The organism is Methylorubrum zatmanii (genome assembly GCF_014845115.1).
GTDB classification, from domain to species: domain Bacteria; phylum Pseudomonadota; class Alphaproteobacteria; order Rhizobiales; family Beijerinckiaceae; genus Methylobacterium; species Methylobacterium zatmanii.
Genome location: NZ_NKUI01000103.1, coordinates 14,686 through 35,260, shown reverse-complemented (window position 1 = coordinate 35,260; position 20,575 = coordinate 14,686). Strand labels below are relative to the sequence as shown.

General features: G+C 68.6%; 18 protein-coding genes and 2 pseudogenes. 12 read left to right on the top strand and 8 right to left on the bottom strand.

Annotation, left to right across the window (positions count from 1 at the left end; translation table 11 throughout):
* The 7 genes and pseudogenes from MZTS_RS13645 to hemA form a co-directional block, all read left to right on the top strand.
* Positions 1 to 223 (top strand): annotated as a pseudogene (locus MZTS_RS13645) (photosynthetic reaction center subunit H); the annotation flags it as partial.
* Positions 224 to 233: 10 nt separating this feature from the next.
* On the top strand, positions 234 to 902 hold the full coding sequence (puhB, locus tag MZTS_RS13640) for a photosynthetic complex putative assembly protein PuhB (protein ID WP_192284258.1): 669 nt from the start codon (positions 234 to 236) through the stop codon (positions 900 to 902).
* 10 nt (positions 903 to 912) lie between these two features.
* Positions 913 to 1,380, top strand: a complete 468-nt coding sequence (gene puhC, locus MZTS_RS13635) for a photosynthetic complex assembly protein PuhC (protein WP_009863033.1) — start codon at positions 913 to 915, stop codon at positions 1,378 to 1,380.
* A 14-nt stretch (positions 1,381 to 1,394) separates the two neighbouring features.
* Positions 1,395 to 1,691, top strand: a complete 297-nt coding sequence (locus MZTS_RS13630; RefSeq protein ID WP_192284257.1) for a hypothetical protein — start codon at positions 1,395 to 1,397, stop codon at positions 1,689 to 1,691.
* Positions 1,688 to 2,788, top strand: a complete 1,101-nt coding sequence (gene acsF, locus MZTS_RS13625; protein WP_192284256.1) for a magnesium-protoporphyrin IX monomethyl ester (oxidative) cyclase — start codon at positions 1,688 to 1,690, stop codon at positions 2,786 to 2,788. Before MZTS_RS13630 ends, acsF begins: the two co-directional genes overlap by 4 nt.
* A 1-nt stretch (position 2,789) precedes the next feature.
* A complete protein-coding gene (gene puhE, locus MZTS_RS13620; RefSeq protein ID WP_192284255.1) occupies positions 2,790 to 3,596 on the top strand; it encodes a putative photosynthetic complex assembly protein PuhE in 807 nt (268 codons plus the stop codon).
* Between the two features lie 59 nt (positions 3,597 to 3,655).
* Positions 3,656 to 4,873 (top strand): 5-aminolevulinate synthase, encoded by a 1,218-nt coding sequence (gene hemA / locus MZTS_RS13615; protein ID WP_192284254.1) that lies wholly within the window; start codon positions 3,656 to 3,658, stop codon positions 4,871 to 4,873.
* A 16-nt stretch (positions 4,874 to 4,889) separates the two neighbouring features.
* Here hemA and MZTS_RS13610 read toward each other — a convergent pair whose 3' ends face one another.
* The 3 genes from MZTS_RS13610 to clpS form a co-directional block, all read right to left on the bottom strand.
* Positions 4,890 to 5,162, bottom strand: coding sequence for a hypothetical protein (locus MZTS_RS13610; protein ID WP_192284253.1), 273 nt, complete (start codon positions 5,160 to 5,162; stop codon positions 4,890 to 4,892).
* A gap of 148 nt (positions 5,163 to 5,310) precedes the next feature.
* Entirely contained in the window at positions 5,311 to 7,812 is a 2,502-nt protein-coding gene (gene clpA, locus MZTS_RS13605; protein WP_192284252.1) for an ATP-dependent Clp protease ATP-binding subunit ClpA, read from the bottom strand.
* Positions 7,813 to 7,834: 22 nt separating this feature from the next.
* The gene (clpS, locus tag MZTS_RS13600; protein ID WP_192284260.1) at positions 7,835 to 8,230 is read right to left on the bottom strand and encodes an ATP-dependent Clp protease adapter ClpS; all 396 of its coding nucleotides are present in this window, start codon (positions 8,228 to 8,230) and stop codon (positions 7,835 to 7,837) included.
* Positions 8,231 to 8,656: 426 nt separating this feature from the next.
* On the opposite strand from clpS, the gene MZTS_RS13595 reads away from it, so the two are divergent.
* Complete coding sequence (locus MZTS_RS13595; RefSeq protein WP_192284251.1) at positions 8,657 to 10,144, top strand: SPOR domain-containing protein; 1,488 nt, start codon at positions 8,657 to 8,659, stop codon at positions 10,142 to 10,144.
* 364 nt (positions 10,145 to 10,508) lie between these two features.
* On the opposite strand, the gene MZTS_RS13590 is transcribed toward MZTS_RS13595, so the two are convergent.
* Together MZTS_RS13590 and MZTS_RS13585 are read right to left on the bottom strand one after the other, a co-directional pair.
* Positions 10,509 to 11,204, bottom strand: a complete 696-nt coding sequence (locus MZTS_RS13590; RefSeq protein ID WP_009865014.1) for a J domain-containing protein — start codon at positions 11,202 to 11,204, stop codon at positions 10,509 to 10,511.
* Between the two features lie 149 nt (positions 11,205 to 11,353).
* Positions 11,354 to 12,508: a trypsin-like peptidase domain-containing protein gene (locus MZTS_RS13585; RefSeq protein WP_192284250.1), complete on the bottom strand. Its 1,155-nt coding sequence runs from the start codon at positions 12,506 to 12,508 to the stop codon at positions 11,354 to 11,356.
* 513 nt (positions 12,509 to 13,021) lie between these two features.
* Between MZTS_RS13585 and MZTS_RS13580 the strand changes: the two genes are divergently transcribed.
* The gene (locus MZTS_RS13580; RefSeq protein WP_009862952.1) at positions 13,022 to 13,237 is read left to right on the top strand and encodes a hypothetical protein; all 216 of its coding nucleotides are present in this window, start codon (positions 13,022 to 13,024) and stop codon (positions 13,235 to 13,237) included.
* A gap of 10 nt (positions 13,238 to 13,247) precedes the next feature.
* On the opposite strand, the pseudogene MZTS_RS13575 reads toward MZTS_RS13580, so the two are convergent.
* Positions 13,248 to 14,177: pseudogene (locus MZTS_RS13575) on the bottom strand (DUF817 domain-containing protein).
* Positions 14,178 to 14,319: 142 nt separating this feature from the next.
* Here MZTS_RS13575 and MZTS_RS13570 point away from each other — a divergent pair.
* The 3 genes from MZTS_RS13570 to MZTS_RS13560 all read left to right on the top strand — a co-directional run bounded on the left by MZTS_RS13570 (position 14,320) and on the right by MZTS_RS13560 (position 18,785).
* Positions 14,320 to 14,814 carry a hypothetical protein gene (locus MZTS_RS13570; RefSeq protein ID WP_192284249.1) on the top strand — a complete coding sequence of 165 codons (495 nt, stop codon included), beginning with the start codon at positions 14,320 to 14,322 and terminating at the stop codon, positions 14,812 to 14,814.
* Between the two features lie 91 nt (positions 14,815 to 14,905).
* Positions 14,906 to 17,071 carry a methylmalonyl-CoA mutase gene (gene scpA / locus MZTS_RS13565; protein ID WP_192284248.1) on the top strand — a complete coding sequence of 722 codons (2,166 nt, stop codon included), beginning with the start codon at positions 14,906 to 14,908 and terminating at the stop codon, positions 17,069 to 17,071.
* A gap of 280 nt (positions 17,072 to 17,351) precedes the next feature.
* A complete protein-coding gene (locus MZTS_RS13560) occupies positions 17,352 to 18,785 on the top strand; it encodes a mannose-1-phosphate guanylyltransferase/mannose-6-phosphate isomerase (protein WP_192284247.1) in 1,434 nt (477 codons plus the stop codon).
* Here MZTS_RS13560 and glpD read toward each other — a convergent pair.
* Both glpD and MZTS_RS13550 read right to left on the bottom strand, forming a co-directional pair.
* Positions 18,773 to 20,281 carry a glycerol-3-phosphate dehydrogenase gene (gene glpD / locus MZTS_RS13555; RefSeq protein WP_192284246.1) on the bottom strand — a complete coding sequence of 503 codons (1,509 nt, stop codon included), beginning with the start codon at positions 20,279 to 20,281 and terminating at the stop codon, positions 18,773 to 18,775. The genes MZTS_RS13560 and glpD overlap by 13 nt on opposite strands.
* Positions 20,278 to 20,574 carry a hypothetical protein gene (locus MZTS_RS13550; RefSeq protein WP_192284245.1) on the bottom strand — a complete coding sequence of 99 codons (297 nt, stop codon included), beginning with the start codon at positions 20,572 to 20,574 and terminating at the stop codon, positions 20,278 to 20,280. Before MZTS_RS13550 ends, glpD begins: the two co-directional genes overlap by 4 nt.
* Position 20,575: the final 1 nt, after the last annotated feature.

Sequence of the window (20,575 nt, the reverse complement as noted above, 5' to 3'; positions counted from 1 at the left end):
CTGGATCCTTGTGCGCCGGGTGCTGATGCCGGTGACGTTCTGCACTACGGGCCGGCTCTCGAAGACCGTGAAGACCGAGGCACTGCTGGCGGCGCAGTTCGCCGACATCCCGGCGCACAAGGATCCAGACTCCATCACCCTGCGGGAGGAGGAGCGGATCATGTCGTATTTCGGTGCCGGCACCCTCTACGCCTCGCCGGACCGCCAGGAACCGCTGCTGTGAGGGCTCCGCGATGAGCGACTCGGATTTCCTGCCCGAAGGCACCCTGCGGGGGATGCCCGGCCCGCTGCCCGAAGGGGAGCGGATCCTCTGGCGCGGGGCGCCGACCCGGGCCGGCGCGCTGCGCCACATCTTCCATGCCCGCCTCGTGACGCTGTGGTTCGTCGCCACCGCCGGGCTGCTCGCCGCCCTCGCGGCGAGCGGCGGGCCGGCACGGGCCGCCGCCGTCGCCGGCCCGACCCTGCTGGTGGGCCTCGGCGCACTCGGCCTGCTCACCGTCTTCGCTTGGCTCGTCCACCGCACCACGGTCTACACGATCACCGACCGGCGGGTGGTGATGCATGTCGGCATCGCCCTGCCGATCACCCTCAACCTCCCGCTGACACGGATCGAGTCCGCCGATCTGCGCCTGTTCCCGGACGGCAGCGGCGACATCCCCCTGCGCCTGCCGCCGGGCGAGCGGATCGCCTACCTGCATCTGTGGCCCCATGCCCGCCCGTGGCGGGTGAGCCGGCCGGAGCCGATGCTGCGCTCGGTGCCGGAGGCCCGCTCGGTCGCGGCCCTCCTCGCCCCGGCCCTGGCCGCGCGGACCACGGGCCAGAGCCGCTTCGCGGCACCGGTGGCGGCGGTTCAACCGGCGCAGGCCATGCCCGGCCGCCTCGCCGCATCCGGCGCGCGATAGGAGAGGCACGATGCCCGTCGAGCTCAACTTCCGCCGGCCGAAGCGGCCTCCCTCGCCCCAGAAGCCGGCCCTCCTCGCCGTCGCGGGCCTGCTCGGCGTCACCCTCGTCGCCGTCTTCCTCGGCCGTGGCCAGGCGGCGGAGCCGGAGGACACCTCCGCCCGTGCCGTCGCCACGCTCGCCTTCCATGCCGAGGACCGGCCGGACGGCGCCATCGACCTGCTCGCGGAGAGCGGGCGCCTCGTCGCCCGGATCGCGCCGGGACAGGACGGCTTCATCCGCGGCACCCTGCGCGGTCTGGCCCAGGCCCGGCAGCGCGAGGGCCTGAGCCGCCTGCCGCCCTTCACGCTGACGCGATTCGACAACGGCACGCTGTCGCTCGACGATGCGGTCACCGGGCGCCGGGTGGCGCTGCAGGCCTTCGGCCCGACCAATGCCGCAGCCTTCGCCCGCCTGCTGCCCGGAACCGAGGTGCGGTGATGGGGGAGGGAGGCATGGCCTGGATCGGCAGGACGGTCGTCGAGGTGCCCTGCACCGTCGAGATCGAGCAGACTCCCGAGAGCCTGCACGCGCACGTGACCCTCGATGCCGGCTTCGAGATCGAGCCCGGCGACGAGGTCAGGGTCAACGACGCGCCGACCGAGGTGCCCTACGGGGAACGCCTCACCGTGCGCCGCACCGCCACCGTGACCCGCGCCGGCCGGCTGGAGCGGGCCTGGACCAAGCTGATCGCCCATCTCGAGCTGACCGAGCTCTACGAGGTGAGCTTTTCCGAACGGAGGAAGCTGTGAACGCCATCGTCCAGCCCCAGCCCTCACCCTCGGCCGGGACGCCGGTTCCGCGCCCTCCGGTCAACGAATCGACCAAGGCCGCCCAGGAGACGACCTTCCTGAGCCCGCGCTTCTACACCACCGATTTCGACGAGCTCGACCGCACCGACGTCGAGCCGGTGCGCCGCGAATGGGACATCCTGATCGACGAGCTGCGCGCCGACCCGAACAAGCGTCATTTCGTGCGCAACGAGGAGTTCGATTGCGACCTCACCGGCATGGACCCGGAGCTGCGCAAGGAGTTCCTCGACTTCCTCGTCTCCTCGATCACCGCCGAGTTCTCGGGCTGCGTGCTCTATGCCGAGATGAGGAAGCGCGCCAAGAACAAGGACATCAAAGAGCTGTTCGGCTTCATGAGCCGCGACGAGGCCCGCCATGCCGGCTTCATCAACGACACGCTCAAGGATTTCGGTATCGGCGTCGATCTCGGCTTCCTGACGAAGACCAAGAAATACACCTTCTTCCGGCCGAAATTCATCTTCTACGCGACCTATCTCTCCGAGAAGATCGGCTACGCCCGCTACATCACCATCTATCGCGAGCTGGAACGGCATCCCGAGCGGCGCATCCACCCGATCTTCAAGTGGTTCGAGAAGTGGTGCAACGACGAGTTCCGCCACGGCGAGGCCTTCGCGCTGCTGATGCGGGCGAACCCGAAGCTGACGGAAGGGGTCAACCGCTACTGGATCCGCTTCTTCCTGCTCGCCGTGTTCGCGACCATGTATGTGCGCGACCATTGCCGGCCGGCCTTCCACAAGGCGCTCGGAGTCGATCCGACCGATTACGACTTCAAGGTCTTCCGGATCACCTCCGAGATCTCGAAGCAGACCTTCCCGATCACCCTCGATCTCGACGATCCGCGCTTCAAGGCCGGGCTCGACCGGCTGCTGGACTGCGCCGACAAGATCGCCGCCGCCAGGGCGCAGGGGGGCGTCGCGGGAAAGCTGAAGCACGGCGTCCAGGCGGCGCGCGCGGCGGCGACCTTCGCGCGGCTCTACCTGCTGCCGGTGAAGCAGAACGCCATGCCCGCCGACATCCGCCTGCGTCCGGTCTGGTAGCATGAGCGGCCCCGTCGCCCCGGCGCTCTACGCGATCCTGCTGTGGTGGTCGGCCACCGGTCTGGTGCTGGTGCTGCAGCACCTGCCCCGGCGCACCCATGCCCGCAGCATGATCGCCGCCAGCGCCGCCCTGGCCGGGGCGCTGTGGGCGATCCGCGCGGTCGCGGACGACGACTCGGAGGCGGGCGCCTATATCGGCTTCACCGCCGCCATCGTCGTCTGGGGCTGGCAGGAGATGAGCTATTACATGGGCTTCGTCTCCGGCCCGAAGCCCGCCGCCTGCGCGCCGAACCTGCGCGGGTTCGACCGTTTCCTCGCGGCGCTGGCCACGAGCCTCTGGCACGACTTCGCGATCCTGGCGGGCGGCCTCGCCATCCTCTGCCTCAGCTGGGGGCAGGGGAACCGCGTGGCCCTGTGGACCTACGCCCTGCTCGCCCTGATGAACGCCTCGGCCCGGCTCAACCTGTTCCTCGGCGTGCGCAATCTCAACGCCGAGTTCCTGCCGCCGCATCTCGGCTACCTCGCCTGTTACCTGACGCGGCGGCCGATGAATCCGCTGTTCCCGCTCTCGGTGACGCTGGGCACCGCCCTGGTGGTGGTGCTCGCCCGCGGCGCGCTCGAAGACCAGGCCGAGCCGCAGGCGGTCATCGGCCTCACCCTGCTGGCGACGCTGGCCGCGCTCGCCACACTCGAACACTGGTTCCTGATGCTGCCGCTACCCTCGGCCGCCCTCTGGACCTGGAGCCTGCCCGGACGCGACGCCGCGGCCCCTGCCGAGATCCGCGAGACGGGAGTTCGGCCCGAATAACCTGAGGTGGACGCCAGATCCGCCCGCTCACGACAGACAGATCATCGGGGAGGACGGTCATGGATTACGAGGCGTTCTTCGGCAGCGCGATTGCCGGGCTCCACCGCGAGGGCCGCTACCGGGTCTTCACCGATCTCGAGCGGCAGGCCGGCCGTTTCCCCTACGCCACCCATCACAGCCCCGGCGGCGAGCGCGACGTCACCGTCTGGTGCTCGAACGACTATCTGGGCATGGGCCAGCACCCGGCTGTGCTGCGGGCGATGCACGAGGCGATCGACCGCTGCGGCGCGGGGGCGGGCGGCACCCGCAACATCTCGGGCACCAACCACTATCACGTGCTCCTGGAGCGCGAGCTGGCCGACCTCCACGGCAAGGAGGCGGCGCTGATCTTCTCCTCCGGCTACGTCTCCAACTGGGCCGCCCTCGGCACCCTCGGTTCCAAGCTCCCCGGCTGCGTCGTTTTCTCGGACGAGGGAAACCACGCCTCGATGATCGAGGGGATCCGGTCGAGCCGGGCCGAGCGGCAGATCTTCCGCCACAACGATCCCGAGGATCTGAACCGCAAACTCGCCCTGGTCGAGCCGGGCCGGGCCAAGCTCGTCGCCTTCGAGTCGGTCTATTCCATGGACGGCGACATCGCCCCGATCGACGAGATCTGCGACGTGGCCGAGGCCCACGGCGCGCTCACCTATCTCGACGAGGTTCACGCCGTCGGGCTCTACGGCGCCCGGGGCGGCGGCATCTCGGAGCGGATGGGCCTGAGCCACCGCCTCGACGTGATCGAGGGAACCCTCGGCAAGGCCTTCGCCGTGCATGGCGGCTACATCACCGGATCGGCGCAGCTCTGCGATTTCGTGCGCAGCTTCGCCTCCGGCTTCATTTTCACGACCTCGCTGCCCCCCGCAGTCGCGGCCGGAGCGGCGGCCAGCATCCAGCATCTCAAGGCGAGCGGGGCCGAGCGCGCCTGCCATCAGGAGCGCGTCGCACGGGTGCGGCAGGCCCTCGACGCGGCCGACATCCCGACCCTGCCGAATCGCAGCCATATCGTGCCGGTGATGGTGGGCGATCCCGTGCTGTGCAAGGCGATCAGCGACACCCTGCTCGACGAGTTCGGGATCTATGTGCAGCCGATCAACTACCCGACCGTCCCGCGCGGCACGGAGCGCCTGCGCATCACGCCGTCACCTTTGCATTCGAACGCCGATATCGATCATCTCGTGGAGGCACTGAGCACGATCTGGCGGCGGATCGGGTTGCGGAAGGTGGCGGCGGAATGAAAGCGCGCCGCCCGGCTCACATCTTCTTCGAGAGCGCGGCCTTCACCTGCATCAGCTGATCCCAGACCACCCCGGGGCTGGTGCCCATCGCCTCCAGCACCGCGTTCACACCCCAGACCACGCCGATGATGATGGCGGGCACCAGGATCCAGCCGAGGATCTCCTCGCCACGGTGGCGGGCACGGCGGCGGCGGCGGCGCTTCTCGCGGGACGTCAGCGGCCGCGGCAGAGCCGACGCCTGTGGCGTCGCGACAGGCGTGAGGGGCTCCTCCTGCATGTCGCTCGTCATATGCCCCCCATCGCCGTTCTGCGTTGAAACGTCCCGCAGTCTTCCCTCCTGAGGGGCGCGGTGCCGCCCATATCCGGGAGCCGGTGCGGGAACGCAACCCGTACCGGCCTCAAGGCGATCCCCCAGGCGGGGGATCGCCCTGTCATTATCAGACCTTCAACGGCACTTTCGGAACAGTGCGGACGCTGCCGCCGCCGGAGCTGCCGCCACCGGACGGCCCGCCATCGCCCTTGTTGGGCTTCTTGCGCGGCGCCGAGCGCGCCTTGGGACGCTTGTGGCGCTTGGCGGCATTGGTCACGTCCTTTTCCGGCTTCGGTGTCACCGGCCCGTCAGGAAACTCGAAGCCGAGTCCCGACGCGCCCTTCGCGTCCGACGCCTTGCCGTCCTCGGTCTCGGGCTTCTTCAGGACCACCTTCACCGCTCCGCCGTCCTTCAGGCGCCCGAACAGCACCTCGTCGGCCAGCGGCGTCTTGATCGTGGTCTGGATCAGGCGGGCCATGGGCCGGGCGCCCATCGCGTCGTCGTAGCCGTTCTCCACCAGCCACTCCCGGGCCTCGTCCGAGAGTTCGATGGTGACGTTGCGATCGGCGAGCTGCGCCTCGAGCTGGAGCACGAACTTGTCGACGACCTTGGCGACGACCTCCTTCGGCAGATGGCCGAACGAGATGATCGCGTCGAGGCGGTTGCGGAATTCCGGCGCGAACAGCCGGTTGATCGCCTCGACATCGTCGCCCGAGCGCTTGCTCTGGGTGAAGCCGTAGGCCGACTTGGCCAGATCGGACGCACCCGCATTCGAGGTCATGATGATGATGACGTTGCGGAAATCGACCTGCTTGCCGTTGTGGTCGGTCAGCTTCCCGTGGTCCATCACCTGCAGGAGGATGTTGAACAGGTCCGGATGCGCCTTCTCGATCTCGTCGAGCAGGAGCACGCAATGCGGATGCTGATCGATCCCGTCGGTCAGCAGGCCGCCCTGGTCGAAGCCGACATAGCCGGGCGGCGCGCCGATCAGGCGCGAGACCGTGTGGCGCTCCATGTATTCCGACATGTCGAAGCGCAGCATCTCGACGCCGAGCGAGGCGGCGAGCTGCTTGGCGGCCTCCGTCTTGCCGACGCCGGTCGGGCCGGCGAACAGGTAGGAGCCGATCGGCTTGTCGGGATCGCGCAGGCCCGCACGGGCGAGCTTGATCGCCGAGGTCAGCGCCTCGATGGCATTGGTCTGGCCGTAGACGACCCGCTTCAGGTTCTCGGTCAGGTTCTTGAGCACCACCGCGTCGTCCTTCGACACGGTCTTCGGCGGGATGCGCGCCATCGTGGCGATGGTGGTCTCGATCTCCTTGACGCCGATGGTGCGCTTGCGGCGCGCCTCCGGCACCAGCATCTGCGAGGCGCCGGTCTCGTCGATCACGTCGATCGCCTTGTCGGGCAGCTTGCGGTCGTTGATGTAGCGCGCCGACAGCTCCACCGCCGCCTTCACCGCGTCGGTGGTGTATTTGAGCTTGTGGAACTCCTCGAAATACGGCTTGAGCCCCTTGAGGATCTCGATCGTATCCGGGATCGACGGCTCGTTGACGTCGATCTTCTGGAAGCGGCGCACCAGGGCGCGATCCTTCTCGAAGTACTGGCGGTACTCCTTGTAGGTGGTCGAGCCGATGCAGCGCAGGGCGCCCGAGGCCAGAGCCGGCTTCAGCAGGTTCGAGGCATCCATCGCGCCGCCCGACGTGGCACCCGCACCGATCACGGTGTGGATCTCGTCGATGAACATGATGGCGTTGGGATGCGCCTCGATCTCCTTCATCACCTGCTTGAGGCGCTCCTCGAAGTCACCGCGATAGCGGGTGCCGGCGAGGAGGGTGCCCATGTCGAGGGAGAACACCGTCGCGTCGGCGAGGACTTCCGGCACCTCGTTCTGGATGATTTTTCGCGCAAGACCTTCCGCAATGGCGGTCTTGCCGACGCCGGGGTCGCCCACCAGCAGCGGGTTGTTCTTCTGGCGGCGGCAGAGCACCTGGATCGTGCGCTCCACTTCGGAGTGACGCCCGATCAGGGGATCGATCTTGCCGTCGCGCGCCTTCTTATTGAGGTTGACGCAGTAGGCTTCCAGCGCATCGCCCTTCTTCTTCGGGCGCGCCTCGCCGTCATCGCCGCTCGGCCGCTCCGCGGCGCTCTCCTCCTCGGCCCCGCGCACGGGCTTGGTCTCGGAGGTTCCGGGCCGCTTGGCGATGCCGTGGCTGATGTAGTTCACCGCGTCGTAGCGGGTCATGTCCTGCTCTTGCAGGAAGTAGGCGGCATGGCTCTCGCGCTCGGCGAAGATCGCGACCAGCACGTTGGCGCCGGTCACCTCCTCGCGGCCGGAGGATTGCACATGGATCACCGCGCGCTGGATCACGCGCTGGAAGCCGGCGGTGGGTTTCGCGTCCTGGCGCCCGTCGCCCGTCAGGTTCGAGAGTTCGGTGTCGACATATTCGACGAGATTGCGGCGCAGTACGTCGAGCTCGACGTTGCAGGCCCGCATCACGGCGGCGGCATCCTGATCGTCGACCAGGGCGAGCAGAAGATGTTCGAGGGTGGCGTATTCGTGACGGCGCTCGCCGGCCAAGGCCAGTGCGCGGTGGAGGGCTTGCTCGAGGCTGCGTGAGAAGCTGGGCAATGCTCTGGCCTTCGCTGAATGCCTATTTCTTTTCCATAACGCACTGAAGCGGATGTTGGTGCTTGCGGGCGAAATCCATCACCTGCGTCACTTTCGTTTCCGCCACCTCGTAGGTGAAGACGCCACACTCACCCACGCCGTTCAGATGGACGTGCATCATGATCTGATGCGCGTCTTCGTAGCTCTTGTTGAAGAAGCGCTCGACGACGTGCACGACGAATTCCATCGGCGTGTAATCGTCGTTGAGCAGCAGCACGCGGTAGAGGCTCGGTTTCTTCGCTCGCGGTTGGGTGCGGGTGATGATCGCGGTGCCCGAACGGCCGTCATCGCCCGTGCCCGGCGGAGTCGAGGCCGCGCGCACCGGCATGGGCCGCAGCCCGCTCCCCTGCACCTCGTCCTGGATCAGCGTGAGAGACATCGGTTTCGAAGCGATCTCGGTCTGGCGGCTTTCGGCTCTGACACCCCTGTCGAGGGCGCATCGCTCGAAACGCAATCTATAGGCCGGGAAACGACTCCGCCAGTCGCGTGCGCGAAACTGTCCGATCCAGAGGGCCCCTTCGCCGTCGCGGCAGATGGGCCCTGCCTGCATGACGTCCACCGCGCGCAGGCGCGCCGGGCTCCTCGGCGGGGCGCGGGGGCGGGAAGGCTGACGGCAAGCGTCAACATCGGCTTAACCCCTGTGGCAAAAGGACGATCTCTCAACCGCAAACGCCGGCATTAACGGCCGCGTAACCGCGTTCATCCTACGGTCAGCGGTAGAGAACGCGGATCCGGAAGGCCGGCTTCCGCGAACGAAGGGTGCCAGCCGGGCCTGCTGCTCGGTTGTCGAGGCGAAGGTTTCGAGATGCGTCGCGTACAAGGCCGGCCCATGGGGTCCCGCGCTGTCGCCGTACTGCTCCTGGCGACGAGCTTTCTCGTCGCGGTGGCCGATCCCGCGGAAGCGCGGCGACGGGGCCATGCCCGCAAGGCGGTGAGCGGGTACAACCCGCCCTACGCCGCCATGGTCGTCGACGTGAAGTCGGGCCGTACGCTGCACGCGGTCAACGAGGACGCCCTGCGCCACCCGGCCTCGATCACCAAGGTGATGACCCTCTACATGCTGTTCGAGCAGCTGGAGAAGGGCCGCTACGAACTCGACTCACCCCTGACCATCTCGGCCAACGCCGCAGCCCAGGCGCCGTCGAAGCTCGGCCTGCGCCCCGGCTCGACCATCTCGGTCGAGGACGCGATCAAGGCGCTCGTCACCAAGTCGGCCAACGACATCGCCTGCGCCATCGGCGAGAACATCGCCGGCTCCGAGCCGCGCTTCGCCGAGATGATGACCCGCAAGGCCAAGGCGCTCGGCATGAGCCGGACCCATTACGCCAACGCCTCGGGCCTGCCCGATCCCGACCAGATCACCACCGCCCACGACCTCACGATCCTCGCCCGCGCCATCCAGGATCGCTTCCCGCGCTACTACCGCTACTTCCAGACCCGTTCCTTTGCCTTCCGTGGCCGGGTGATCGGCAATCACAACCACCTGCTCGGCAATGTCGAGGGCGTGGACGGCATCAAGACCGGCTACACCCGCGATTCGGGCTTCAACCTGATGACCGCCGCCAAGCTCGGCGACCGGCAGATCGTGGCGATCGTGCTCGGCGGTAAGTCGGGGGCGAGCCGCGACCGGATCATGGCCGATCTGGTGCGGGCGAACCTGCCCCGCGCCTATGCCGGCGCCCGCCAGACGGCGCCCGTTGTCGAGGTGGCCGAGCGCGGCCGCCCGGCGGTGATCGCCGAAGCCGGCTCCCGCACCCGCACGGAGGTCGCCTCCGCCGACGACGATGACGACGCCGTCCAGACGACGAGTTCCACCAGCCCCGCCCCGCTCGACATCCGCCCGGCCACGACGACGCCCGGCATGCGGCGCGGCACCCTCCAGGCCCTGCCGGCCGCCGCCCAGGCCTATGCCGGTCCGGCGAACCAGGCGCCGTTCCCGAGCGCCAATGGCAAGTCGACCGCGCGGCTGCCCGCCGTCGAGGGTGTGGCCTCCCGCGCCGAGGGCCCGCCGAAGGATGCCCGCAGCGAGAGCGCCAAGTCGGTGACGCCGACCCCCTGGGTGATCCAGCTCGGCGCTATGGATGACGAGGACAAGGCGAAGTCGATCCTCGCCGATGCCCGCAGCCGCACGGGTGTTCTGTCCAAGGCCGCTCCCTATACGGTGCGCGTCACCCATGGCGGCGCGACGCTCTACCGGGCCCGCTTCTCCGGCTTCGCCGAGCAGAGCGCCGCGCAGGATGCCTGCACCGCGCTGAAGAAGAACGGCTTCAACTGTTTCGCCACCCGCAGCTAACGCAACTCTGCATGTGAGGCGCGTGCTGGGTCGCTTCCGGTCGAACCGCCCTGAAAACGTTCGGCGAATGCGGTCGGAGAGCTGTCCAACCGACGGAGTTCCGTCGCGCCCCTCATCCTGAGGGGCCGCAGCGAAGCGGAGGCCCCGAAGGATCCTCCGGGAAGCGCGCGGGAATTCGATGATCCGTCGCGGCCCGCTGTCACGGGCCCCTCAGGATGAGGGGTGAGGATGGGATGAGCCCATCTTGGCTCCTGCCCGTTCGGCAGGTGTCGGGCTTTCCGGGCACAGCCCGGCAAAATCAGAGCCGCATTAAGCGGCCGGGACGTTCACCCCGAAAAACGACCCTGACAACGCGCGTGGAGTTCTAGCGATGTCGGTTCACCAGTCTGTCCCGCGCCGCGTTCACCCGCGCCGCTCGCTCGACGCTGCCGCCCTGGTCGGGATGCAGCCGCTTCATCAGCGCCCGATGGGCCGCGCGGACCTCCTCCAGGGACGCCCCGCGCTCAAGCCCCAGGACCTGATAGGCCTCCTGCTCCGTCATCGTCCCTGGCTTCGCCGCGCCGCCCGGCCGCGGGTCAGCATCGCCATCAGCGTCTACACGCCAGCCGGGATGCCGGCGGTCAAGATACAGCTGTAGCAGGCGCGCGCCCTCCGGATCGTTGGGGCCGAGGAGCACGGCGAGTTCGACCAGCGCGGCGGGCGGCACCTCGGACAGGCGCCGTCCGGCGAAGGGGCCGACGAAGACCGTTCCATCCACCGGCACCCCGTCGTGCCGCAGGTCGAGTTCGATCGCCGCCGTGCGGAGCGTCCGCACGCCTCGCCCTCCGGCGAAGGCGCGGATGCGTCGCATCACTCCCGCCTCGCCCTCCGTCAGCCAGAGGCCGCCGAGGCCGAGGACCAGGGCGGGGACGAGGTTGCCGCGCAGCGAGAGAACGAGAGCCGCCGCGAACGCCGCGTAGCCGACCAGCCGACGGGGCGTGAGCCCAAAGGGCAATCGTCCCTTTCGGCGACCGAGCCACCAGAATCCGATGAGCGCCAAGAGGCCGAGGGCGAGAAGCATGCTGCGTCATCGGCCGGTTCGGCCGGCGGGTAAAGCGGTCTTCCGAGGGGGAACCCGGCTCGACCGTCTGAGTGTCTCTCACGAAACGCCCGCCGCGCCATCGCGGCCGGGACCGACACGGTGCGGAACGGGAGTGTCGTGAGGCGCTCTTACAACCGCGTCTGCGCCACGTCCGCCGTGTTCAGCCGCACGGTCCGCACCCGCCCGTCGCGCTCGACGAGCAGGGTCACCGGCCGGTCGAGACCGGTTTCCTCCACCACGGCGGTCAGGTCCGAGAGGCGGTGGACCGGGCTGCCATTGGCACCGACGATCACGTCGCCGATCTCGCCGGTGCGCGGATCGACGCCGCGTAGCCCCGCCTGGGCTGCCGGCGAACCGGGGAGTACCCGCAGCACCACGACGCCGTCGATGCCGAGGCGGGCGGCGGTCGCCTCCTGTCCGGCGATGATGCCGATGCCGGGATTGCGCACCCGGCCGTTCTTGATGAGATCGGGGATCACCCGGTTCACGACATCCACCGGCACGGCGAAGCCGATGCCGGCGCTGGCGCCGGAGGGCGAGAAGATCGCCGTGTTGACGCCGATCAGCCGGCCAGCGGAATCGAGCAGCGGCCCGCCGGAATTGCCCGGATTGATCGCCGCATCGGTCTGGATCACGCCCGACAGCTCACGCCCCTCCTGAGTCGGCAGCCGGCGCTGCAGCGCGCTGATGACGCCGGTGGTGAGAGTGTGGTCGAGGCCGAACGGGTTGCCGATGGCGAAGGCTGCCTGTCCCACCTTGAGATCGGCGGAGGTGCCGACCGCGACCGGCGGCGGCATCTTGGCCACCCGTCCGAGCTGGAGCACGGCGAGGTCGTAGCTCGGCGCCGTGCCGACCACCCGCGCGCTCACCACCTCGCCGGAGGAGAGACGGACCGAGATCGAGCCGCCGCCCTTGGTGGCGGCCTCGACCACATGGTTGTTGGTGACGACGTGGCCGGCCGCATCCCACACGATGCCGGTACCGGTCTGGGTGCCGGAGCCCTGCTGCTGCCCGTCTCCCGGCCCCTGGCCGAATTCGTCGTCCGGCTCCATCAGGGCGCGTCCCTGCGCCGCGGCCTGAGCGAAGACGTGGACCACGGACGGCGCGGCGCGGGCGAACAGATCGACGGTGGTCCGCTCGGCCGCGGAGAGGTCGCCCCGGGCGGTCACCGGGCGGGGGGCCTCCGCCGAATAGAGGAAGGCGAGGATGTAGGGCTGCGCCACGAAGGCGATCAGCAGGCCCAGCGTCACGCCCAAGGCGACCCGCACGAAACGATCCGGCACGGACGATTCCAATTCTTGCCCAGCTCTCGACAGCGTGTGCGGCCGGGCAGCGGCACAGGCCACGTTCAGATTCCCTTCGCCATATTCCCGATCGTCGTCATCGTCGCGATGGTTCAAGCGGGGGTGTGGCGAGAATGACTTAGCTGGGTCCGGTGTGGCCTCCGGTCAACAAATCCCCGCTTTCCAAAGCGGCCGAGCGGGGTGCGACACCGCACGGTGGGATGGCCTTGCAGAGAGTAACCAATTGCATACTGTTTCGTACGCACTCTCTTCACACTGATGAAAGAACCTCGGCGGGGCCCCTGGATCAATCCTTGGCAAAACTAAGGCAAGGTTCAGGCAAAGGACTGCGACGAAACGGTGACCGATTGGCTGTCGAGCACTCGAATTGATCGCAAAGCCGCCCCAGTGATGCTTCGATCGCCCTAGAACTTTGAACTTACCGGCCCGGCGGCGTCAGTCGTCGCGGCGGTCCTCTGCGGACGGACACGGTTCGAACAGGAAGAGCAAGAAATGGAAACCGAAGCTCTCGAACGACCTGCAGACCTGACGATCTGGCGCACCCTGCCGGCCTCGTCCCCCCTGGCGCAGCCGGAGCGCTACGACACCCTGCGCGAGGCGCTCGCCGCCGCGAAGGGGGCCCTCGGCGATCCCTCGCAGCAGCCCTGGATCATCACGGAGGAGGGCGAGATCCTCTCCCCGAACTGGATCCGCACCTACGTGAACTGATCGATCCGTCTCAAGCCGCTGCGCGCGTGGCGCCCGGATCACCGGATGCCGGAACGGTCTCCGGCATCGGCTCGGGGCGGTTCACCAGCGTGACCAGCACGTAAGAGACGATCATCAGAAGGAACCACGCGCCGAGCTTGGCCGCCGAGACCGGTGACCAGCCGGCCGCCTGGCTCGGATAGAGCCAGACACGGGTCGCCGTGCCGATATTCTCGGCGATCTAGATGAAGAGCGCGACGAGGACGAAGCCGACCACGAGCGGCATCGCCCGATGCGTGCGCCAGACCTTGAAATGCACGGTCGTCGGCCCGAACAGCACGACACTCGCGACCATCAGCACCATGCGCATGTCGGCGATGTAGTGGTGCGTGAAGAAGTTCACGTAGATTGCCGCCGCCAGGACCAGAGTCGGCGCCAAGGGGGGATGCCGCGTGAAGCGGAAATCGAACAGGCGCCAGACGCGGGCGATGTAGGAGCCGATGCTGGCATACATGAAGCCGGTGAAGAGCGGCACGCCGGCGAGGCGCAGGAGGCTCGCCTCCGGATAGATCCAGGAGCCGACGCCGGTTTTGAAGACCTCCATCGCCGTCCCGACGACGTGGTAGATCGCGATGACCTTGGCCTCCTCCCAGCTTTCCAGACCGAGGCTGAGCAGCGCGATCTGGATCAGCACCGCCGCCAACGTCAGAAAATCGTAGCGGCCGAGCGGCGCCTGGGCCGGGTAGAACAGGTGGGTGCCGATCAGAAGCGCGCAGATCAGGCCGCCGAACAGGCAGGCCCAGCCCTGCTTGATCCCGAAGCGAAGAAATTCGTAGGCGAAGGCCGCGAGCCGTCCGTGCGCCTCCGCGCGGAGGCCTACCCGGCGTTCGGCCGCGATGAAGCCGGCCAGGATGGGCCAGTTGCGTGCCGCGCTCGGCTCCCGCTTGCCCCCGGCCTCCATCCCCGCCCCCTTCGATCCGCTCCATTCGAAGCAAGTCTCGAACGGTTCCGCGGTCAAGCTTGCAGGGAAGTGGGGAAAGCGGCGATTTGACGGTGGCACGGGCCTCACCGCACATTCGGTGCGGGTGAAGCGGAGCGGGGGCGTGCTGGCGGACAAGGCCGAGGATCGGATCCCTCTGCGACGCCGCATGGAGCGGGAGCTGCGCCGGCTCGAGACCCTCGCCGGACGCAAGCGTGCCCGTCGCTTTGTCCTGCGCCTCGGTCGCGGCACCCTCGGGATTGCGGCCACCTTCGGGGCCCTCGTGAAAGCGAAGATCGTCGGAACCCTGGCCGGAAAACTGGCCATCGCCCTGGCTGTCGGCCTTGGGCTGGCATGGCCCGCGTTGGTGCTCGGCCTCCTCGCCGTCGTCGGAATCGTGCTGGCCGTCGCAAGCCTGTTCGGCGGCGAGGCCGGACCACACGATTTTACCTGCGACGGCCCCTGCACAGGCAAGGACGAGCGCGCCGCGCGCCTGGACCACCTCATCGCGCAGCGCCGGGCTTGGCTCGCCGCTCCCTCGGGTCCGGGCCCGAGCGTCCGCTGGGACGCACAGGGGCGCCAGCTCGTGGCAAGCCGAGCGCGCAAGCGCGGCCGATGAGAACGGCCTTATGGACAATAGCCGCATTTGGTGGCTTGCCTATAACGCGCAAAAAAAATCACCGTCGCCTGACAGCCCCGAGACTGACGCCATGAGTTCCCGGATCCCCGATTTCGCCACCGTCGCCTTCGCGGCCGATGGCTTCAAGGCGCCGCCCCCGCCGGTGTCCGAGCCGTGGATGACGCCCGAAGGCATTCCGGTGAAGGGCTTCTACGGCCCTGACGACCGGGAAGGACTCGAGGGCATCGACACCTATCCCGGCCTGCCGCCCTATCTGCGCGGGCCCTATCCGGCGATGTACGTCACCCAGCCCTGGACGATCCGGCAATATGCCGGCTTCTCCACGGCCGAGGATTCGAACGCCTTCTACCGGCGCAACCTCGCCGCCGGTCAGAAGGGCCTCTCCGTCGCCTTCGATCTGGCCACCCACCGCGGCTACGATTCGGATCACCCCCGCGTCTCCGGCGATGTCGGCATGGCGGGCGTGGCGATCGACTCGATCTACGACATGCGCACGCTGTTCTCCGGCATTCCGCTGGACGAGATGACCGTGTCGATGACGATGAACGGCGCGGTGCTGCCGGTGCTGGCGCTCTACATCGTCGCGGCCGAAGAGCAGGGCGTGCCGCCGGAGAAACTCGCCGGCACGATCCAGAACGACATCCTCAAGGAGTTCATGGTCCGCAACACCTACATCTATCCCCCGAAGGGATCGATGCGGATCATCTCCGATATCTTCGGCTACACTTCGAAGAACATGCCGAAGTTCAACTCGATCTCGATTTCCGGCTACCACATGCAGGAAGCCGGGGCGACGCAGGATCTCGAACTGGCCTACACGCTGGCCGACGGCGTCGAGTACATCAAGGCCGGTCTTGCGGCCGGGCTGACCATCGATCAATTCGCCCCGCGCCTGTCGTTCTTCTGGGCGATCGGGATGAACTTCTTCATGGAGATCGCCAAGATGCGGGCCGCGCGCCTGATCTGGGCCAAGCTCGTCAAGGAGTTCGAGCCGAAGAGCGACAAGTCGCTGCCCCTGCGCACCCATTCGCAGACCAGCGGCTGGTCGCTGACCGCGCAGGACGTGTTCAACAACGTCACCCGCACCTGCATCGAGGCGATGGCGGCGACGCAGGGCGGCACGCAGTCGCTGCACACCAATGCGCTCGACGAGGCGCTGGCGCTGCCGACCGACTTCTCGGCCCGCATCGCCCGCAACACCCAGCTGTTCCTGCAGCAGGAGAGCGGCACCACCCGGATCATCGATCCATGGGGCGGCTCCTATTATGTCGAGCGGCTGACGCACGACATCGCCGCGCGGGCCTGGGAGCATATCCGCGAGGTCGAGGCGCTGGGCGGCATGGCCAAGGCGATCGAAGCGGGCATCCCGAAGCTGCGCATCGAGGAGGCGGCGGCCCGCGCCCAGGCGCGGATCGATTCCGGCCGCCAGACCATCGTCGGCATCAACAAGTACAAGCCCGATGACGAGATGGCGATCGAGCTGCTGCGGGTCGACAATGCCGACGTGCGGGCCCGCCAGATCGAGAAGCTGAAGCGCCTGCGCGCGGAGCGCAACCAGGCCGATGTCGATGCGGCGCTCGCCGCCCTGACCCAGGCTGCCGACGGAGAGGGCAACCTGCTCGAACTGGCGGTGAACGCGGCGCGGGCCAAGGCCACGGTCGGCGAGATCTCGGAGGCTTTGGAGAAGGCCTGGGGCCGTCACCGCGCCGAGATCCGCTCGATCTCGGGCGTCTACAAGCGGGAGGTGGGCGGCATGTCCCCGGTGGTCGAAAAGGTTCGCGGCCTCGTCGAGGCCTTCGAGGAGAATGACGGGCGCCGGCCCCGCATCCTGGTCGCCAAGATGGGCCAGGACGGACACGACCGCGGCCAGAAGGTGATCGCCTCCGCCTTCGCCGATCTCGGCTTCGACGTGGATATCGGGCCGCTCTTCGCCACCCCGGGCGAGGCCGCCCGGCAGGCGGTGGAGAACGATGTCCACATCGTCGGCGTCTCCTCCCTGGCGGCGGGCCACCTGACCCTGGTGCCCGAGCTGAAGGCCGCCCTGAAGGAAGAGGGCCGCGACGACGTGATGATCGTGGTCGGCGGCGTGATCCCGCCGGGGGATTACGATGCGCTCTACGCCGCCGGCGCCTCGGCGATCTTCCCGCCGGGCACCGTGATCGCGGAGGCCGCCGTGAAGCTCCTCGGCGAACTCAACGGGCGCCTCGGCTACGGCGAGCGGCAGGCCGCCGAGTAATCGCGGTGTCGATCCTGGCGGGGGCTCATGCCAGATCCGTTCGATCCCTTCGGGATGGCGGATCCGGGCTTCGCTCAGGCGCCACGCGGGCTTGCTGAGACGGGAACCGCTTCGATCGAGCGGATCCCGTCTCGGAGCCCCCGGCTTTCGTTCGAATTTACCTGAATATCAGGCGGCATCGCCCCCCGCGTGGTGCCGCTTCGACGGATCGGCTAAGACGGCGACGTCTATTCGCGTCTGCGGCCGTCGCCGTCGGACGCCCTCCGAACGGTGTGGGGCGATGGCCGAGGCGAGTCGGGAAAACATCCTGCCCGTGATCCTGTGCGGCGGCTCGGGCACGCGGCTGTGGCCGGCCTCGCGCGAGAGCATGCCCAAGCAGTTCACGCCGCTGGTCGATCCCGAGACCTCGACCTTCCAGGCGACGGTCCGCCGGGTCGCCGATGGCAGCGTGTTCGCCCGGCCCACCGTGATCGCCTCGGCCGAGTCCCGCTTCATCGTCGCCGAGCAGCTGGCGCAGGCCCGCATCGCCGCCGACATCCTGCTCGAACCCGAGCGGCGCGATTCCGCCGCCGCCGTGGCGGTGGCCGCCCTGCACGGCGCCCGCCTGGGGCCGGAGACGGTGGTGCTGGTGATGGCCGCCGACCACGTCATCGAGGATTCCGCCGCCTTCACCCAGGCCGCGCAGCAGGCCGCCATCGGCGCCCGGCTCGGCCAGATCATGACCCTCGGCATCACGCCGACCCGGGCCGCCACCGAATACGGCTATATCCGCACGGGTGAGGCCATCCCCGGCGCGCCCGATCTCCACCGGGTCGCGCGCTTCGTCGAGAAGCCGGACGCGGCCGGGGCCGAGCGGCTGATCGGGGAGGGCGCCCTGTGGAATTCGGGCTATTTCCTGTTCCGCGCCGACGTGATGATCGCCGAACTGGAGGCCCATGCGCCGCAGGTGCTGGAGGCCGCCCGAGGGGCCTTGGCGAAGGCCGCCACCGACCTCGATTTCATCCGGCTCGAAGCGAGCGCCTTCGCGCAGGCGCCGAAAACCTCGATCGATTATGCCGTTATGGAGCGCACCACCCGTGCCGGGGTGCTCAAGGTGTCCTTCGCGTGGTCGGATGTCGGCACCTGGGACGCGGTCTGGCAGGTGCTGGAGCGGGACGCCCACGGCAATGCGGTGCGCGGCCGGGTCGAGCTGGTGGAGACGACGGGCAGCCTCGTGCACAGCGAGGGCGACGGGCTCACCACCGTGGTCGGGCTCGATGACGTGGTGGTCGTCTCGACCCCCGACGCGGTGCTGGTCGCCGCGAAGGCCCATTCCGGCAAGGTCAAGGATCTGGTCGGCGTCCTGCGGGAGAAGGCCCATCCGGAGGCGGACGCCCATCGCCGGATCTACCGGCCCTGGGGCTGGTACCAGCGCATCGATATCGGCGAACGCTTCCAGGTGAAGCGGATCATGGTCACACCGGGCGGGCGGCTCTCGCTGCAGAAGCACTTTCACCGGGCCGAGCATTGGGTCGTGGTGAAGGGCACGGCGGAGGTGACGCTCAACGAGCAGATCCTCCTCGTGCATGAGAACGAGGCGGTCTATCTGCCGATCGGCTCGATGCACCGGCTGACCAACCCCGGAAAGATCCCCCTCGAACTGATCGAGGTGCAGGTCGGCAGCTATACAGGCGAGGACGACATCATCCGGGTCGAGGATGTCTACGGCCGCTGAAGACCGGCCGCGCTGAGATAGCGCCCGAGCCGCGCGACCTCGTCCCGGGTGGTCCGCAGACCGAGCTTCGAGCGGCGCCAGAGGATGTCGTCCGACGTGCGCGCCCGCTCCTCCCGCACGAGGTAATCGACCTCGCGGGCGCTGAGATCGCCGCCGAACGTCTCGCCGAGATCGGCGAGCGAGGCCGCATCGCCGAGCAGGCGGGCGATACGGGTGCCGTAGGCGCGGGCGAGGCGGCGGGCCGTCGCTTCGGGGAGAAACGGGTACTGGGCCGCGACCCGCCGGAGGAAGCGGTCGAAATCCGCCTCCTCCATATCGCCGCCGGGCAGCGGCGTCTGCCCCGTCCAAGCCGGTTTCCAATCCGGCAGGTGGGGTCGCAATTTCTCCAGGACGTGCTCCGCGAGCCGGCGATAGGTGGTGATCTTGCCTCCGAACACCGAGAGAACCGGCGGTCCCTCCGTCTCGAGATCGAGCACGTAATCCCGGGTGACGGCGGAGGCGCTCTCGGCCGCATCATCATAGAGCGGGCGCAGGCCGGAAAAGCTCCACACCACGTCGTCCGGGCCGATGGACCGGGCGAAGGAGCGGTTGATGCAAGCACAGAGGTAGCGCGTCTCCTCGACCGAGATGCCGACGGGACCGGGACCGGCCTCGTAGGGCACGTCGGTGGTGCCGATCAGGGTGAAGTCGCGCTCGTAGGGGATGGCGAAGACGATGCGGCGGTCGGGCTGCTGCAGGATATAGGCTTGGTCGCCCGGATAGAGCCGCCGGACCACGATATGGCTGCCCTTGACCAGCCGCACCTTCGGCCGTGCCTCGACCGAGAGCGTTTGCAGCAAGGTCTGGCCGACCCAGGGGCCGGCGGCGTTGACGACGACCTTGGCCCGCACACTGTCCCGGCGGCGGGTGACGGTATCGTAGAGGGTTGCGGTCCAGGCACCGTCCTCGCGCCGGGCGGATTCCACGGCCGTCCGGGTGCGCAGCACCGCTCCCCTCTCGACCGCGTCGAGGGCGTTGAGCACGACGAGGCGGCTGTCCTCGACCCAGCAATCGGAATAGGCGAAACCTCTCGTCAGCCGCGGCTGAAGCGGCGCGCCGACGCCGTCGCGGGTCAGGCGCAGGGATCGCGAGCCGGGCAAGGCCCGCAACCGGCTCAGGTGGTCGTAGAGGAACAGCCCGAGCCGCAGCATCCAGGCCGGGCGCAGGCCGGCATCGTGCGGCAGGACGAAGCGCAGGGGCCAGACGATGTGCGGCGCGAGCCGCATCAGGCGCTCACGCTCGGCCAGGGCCTCGCGCACCAGCCGGAACTCGTATCGTTCGAGGTAGCGGAGGCCGCCATGGATCAGCTTGGTCGAGGCGGACGAGGTGTGCTCGGCCAGATCGCCCTTCTCGCAGAGCAGCACCCGCAGGCCCCGGCCGGCAGCGTCGCGGGCGATACCGGCTCCGTTGATGCCGCCGCCGATGACGAGAAGGTCGTATGGGGCGGAAGCGGTCACAGGCGGCCCGCGAGGCTGACGATCAGCCCGAGCAGCACGCCGGCACCGAGGCAGCGGCGCCAGGGATTCACGCCCCGGAGGATCTCATCGAGCGCCCAGATGGCGAGGCTCACCAGGGCGACGATCCGAAGGCCCGCGATCAGCGGAGCCGGCAGGCCGGGCATCAGCGCCTCGGCGAGCCATTCCAGGCCGGCGGCGACGGCGAAGATCCAGAGCGGGAGGTTCGGCCATTGGCCGATCACGATCCGACCGTCCCGGCGATCGCGAAAAAACCAGTCGAATGCCCGGCGCAAG

Excerpts from the sequence above, each read along its gene's own strand:
- puhB (WP_192284258.1), top strand. The coding sequence starts at position 234 with ATGAGCGACTCGGATTTCCTGCCCGAAGGCACCCTGCGGGGGATGCCC.
- puhC (WP_009863033.1), top strand. The coding sequence starts at position 913 with ATGCCCGTCGAGCTCAACTTCCGCCGGCCGAAGCGGCCTCCCTCGCCC.
- MZTS_RS13630 (WP_192284257.1), top strand. The coding sequence starts at position 1,395 with ATGGCCTGGATCGGCAGGACGGTCGTCGAGGTGCCCTGCACCGTCGAG.
- puhE (WP_192284255.1), top strand. The coding sequence starts at position 2,790 with ATGAGCGGCCCCGTCGCCCCGGCGCTCTACGCGATCCTGCTGTGGTGG.
- hemA (WP_192284254.1), top strand. The coding sequence starts at position 3,656 with ATGGATTACGAGGCGTTCTTCGGCAGCGCGATTGCCGGGCTCCACCGC.
- MZTS_RS13610 (WP_192284253.1), bottom strand. The coding sequence starts at position 5,162 with ATGACGAGCGACATGCAGGAGGAGCCCCTCACGCCTGTCGCGACGCCA.
- clpS (WP_192284260.1), bottom strand. The coding sequence starts at position 8,230 with ATGTCTCTCACGCTGATCCAGGACGAGGTGCAGGGGAGCGGGCTGCGG.
- MZTS_RS13595 (WP_192284251.1), top strand. The coding sequence starts at position 8,657 with ATGCGTCGCGTACAAGGCCGGCCCATGGGGTCCCGCGCTGTCGCCGTA.
- MZTS_RS13590 (WP_009865014.1), bottom strand. The coding sequence starts at position 11,204 with ATGCTTCTCGCCCTCGGCCTCTTGGCGCTCATCGGATTCTGGTGGCTC.
- MZTS_RS13580 (WP_009862952.1), top strand. The coding sequence starts at position 13,022 with ATGGAAACCGAAGCTCTCGAACGACCTGCAGACCTGACGATCTGGCGC.
- scpA (WP_192284248.1), top strand. The coding sequence starts at position 14,906 with ATGAGTTCCCGGATCCCCGATTTCGCCACCGTCGCCTTCGCGGCCGAT.
- MZTS_RS13560 (WP_192284247.1), top strand. The coding sequence starts at position 17,352 with ATGGCCGAGGCGAGTCGGGAAAACATCCTGCCCGTGATCCTGTGCGGC.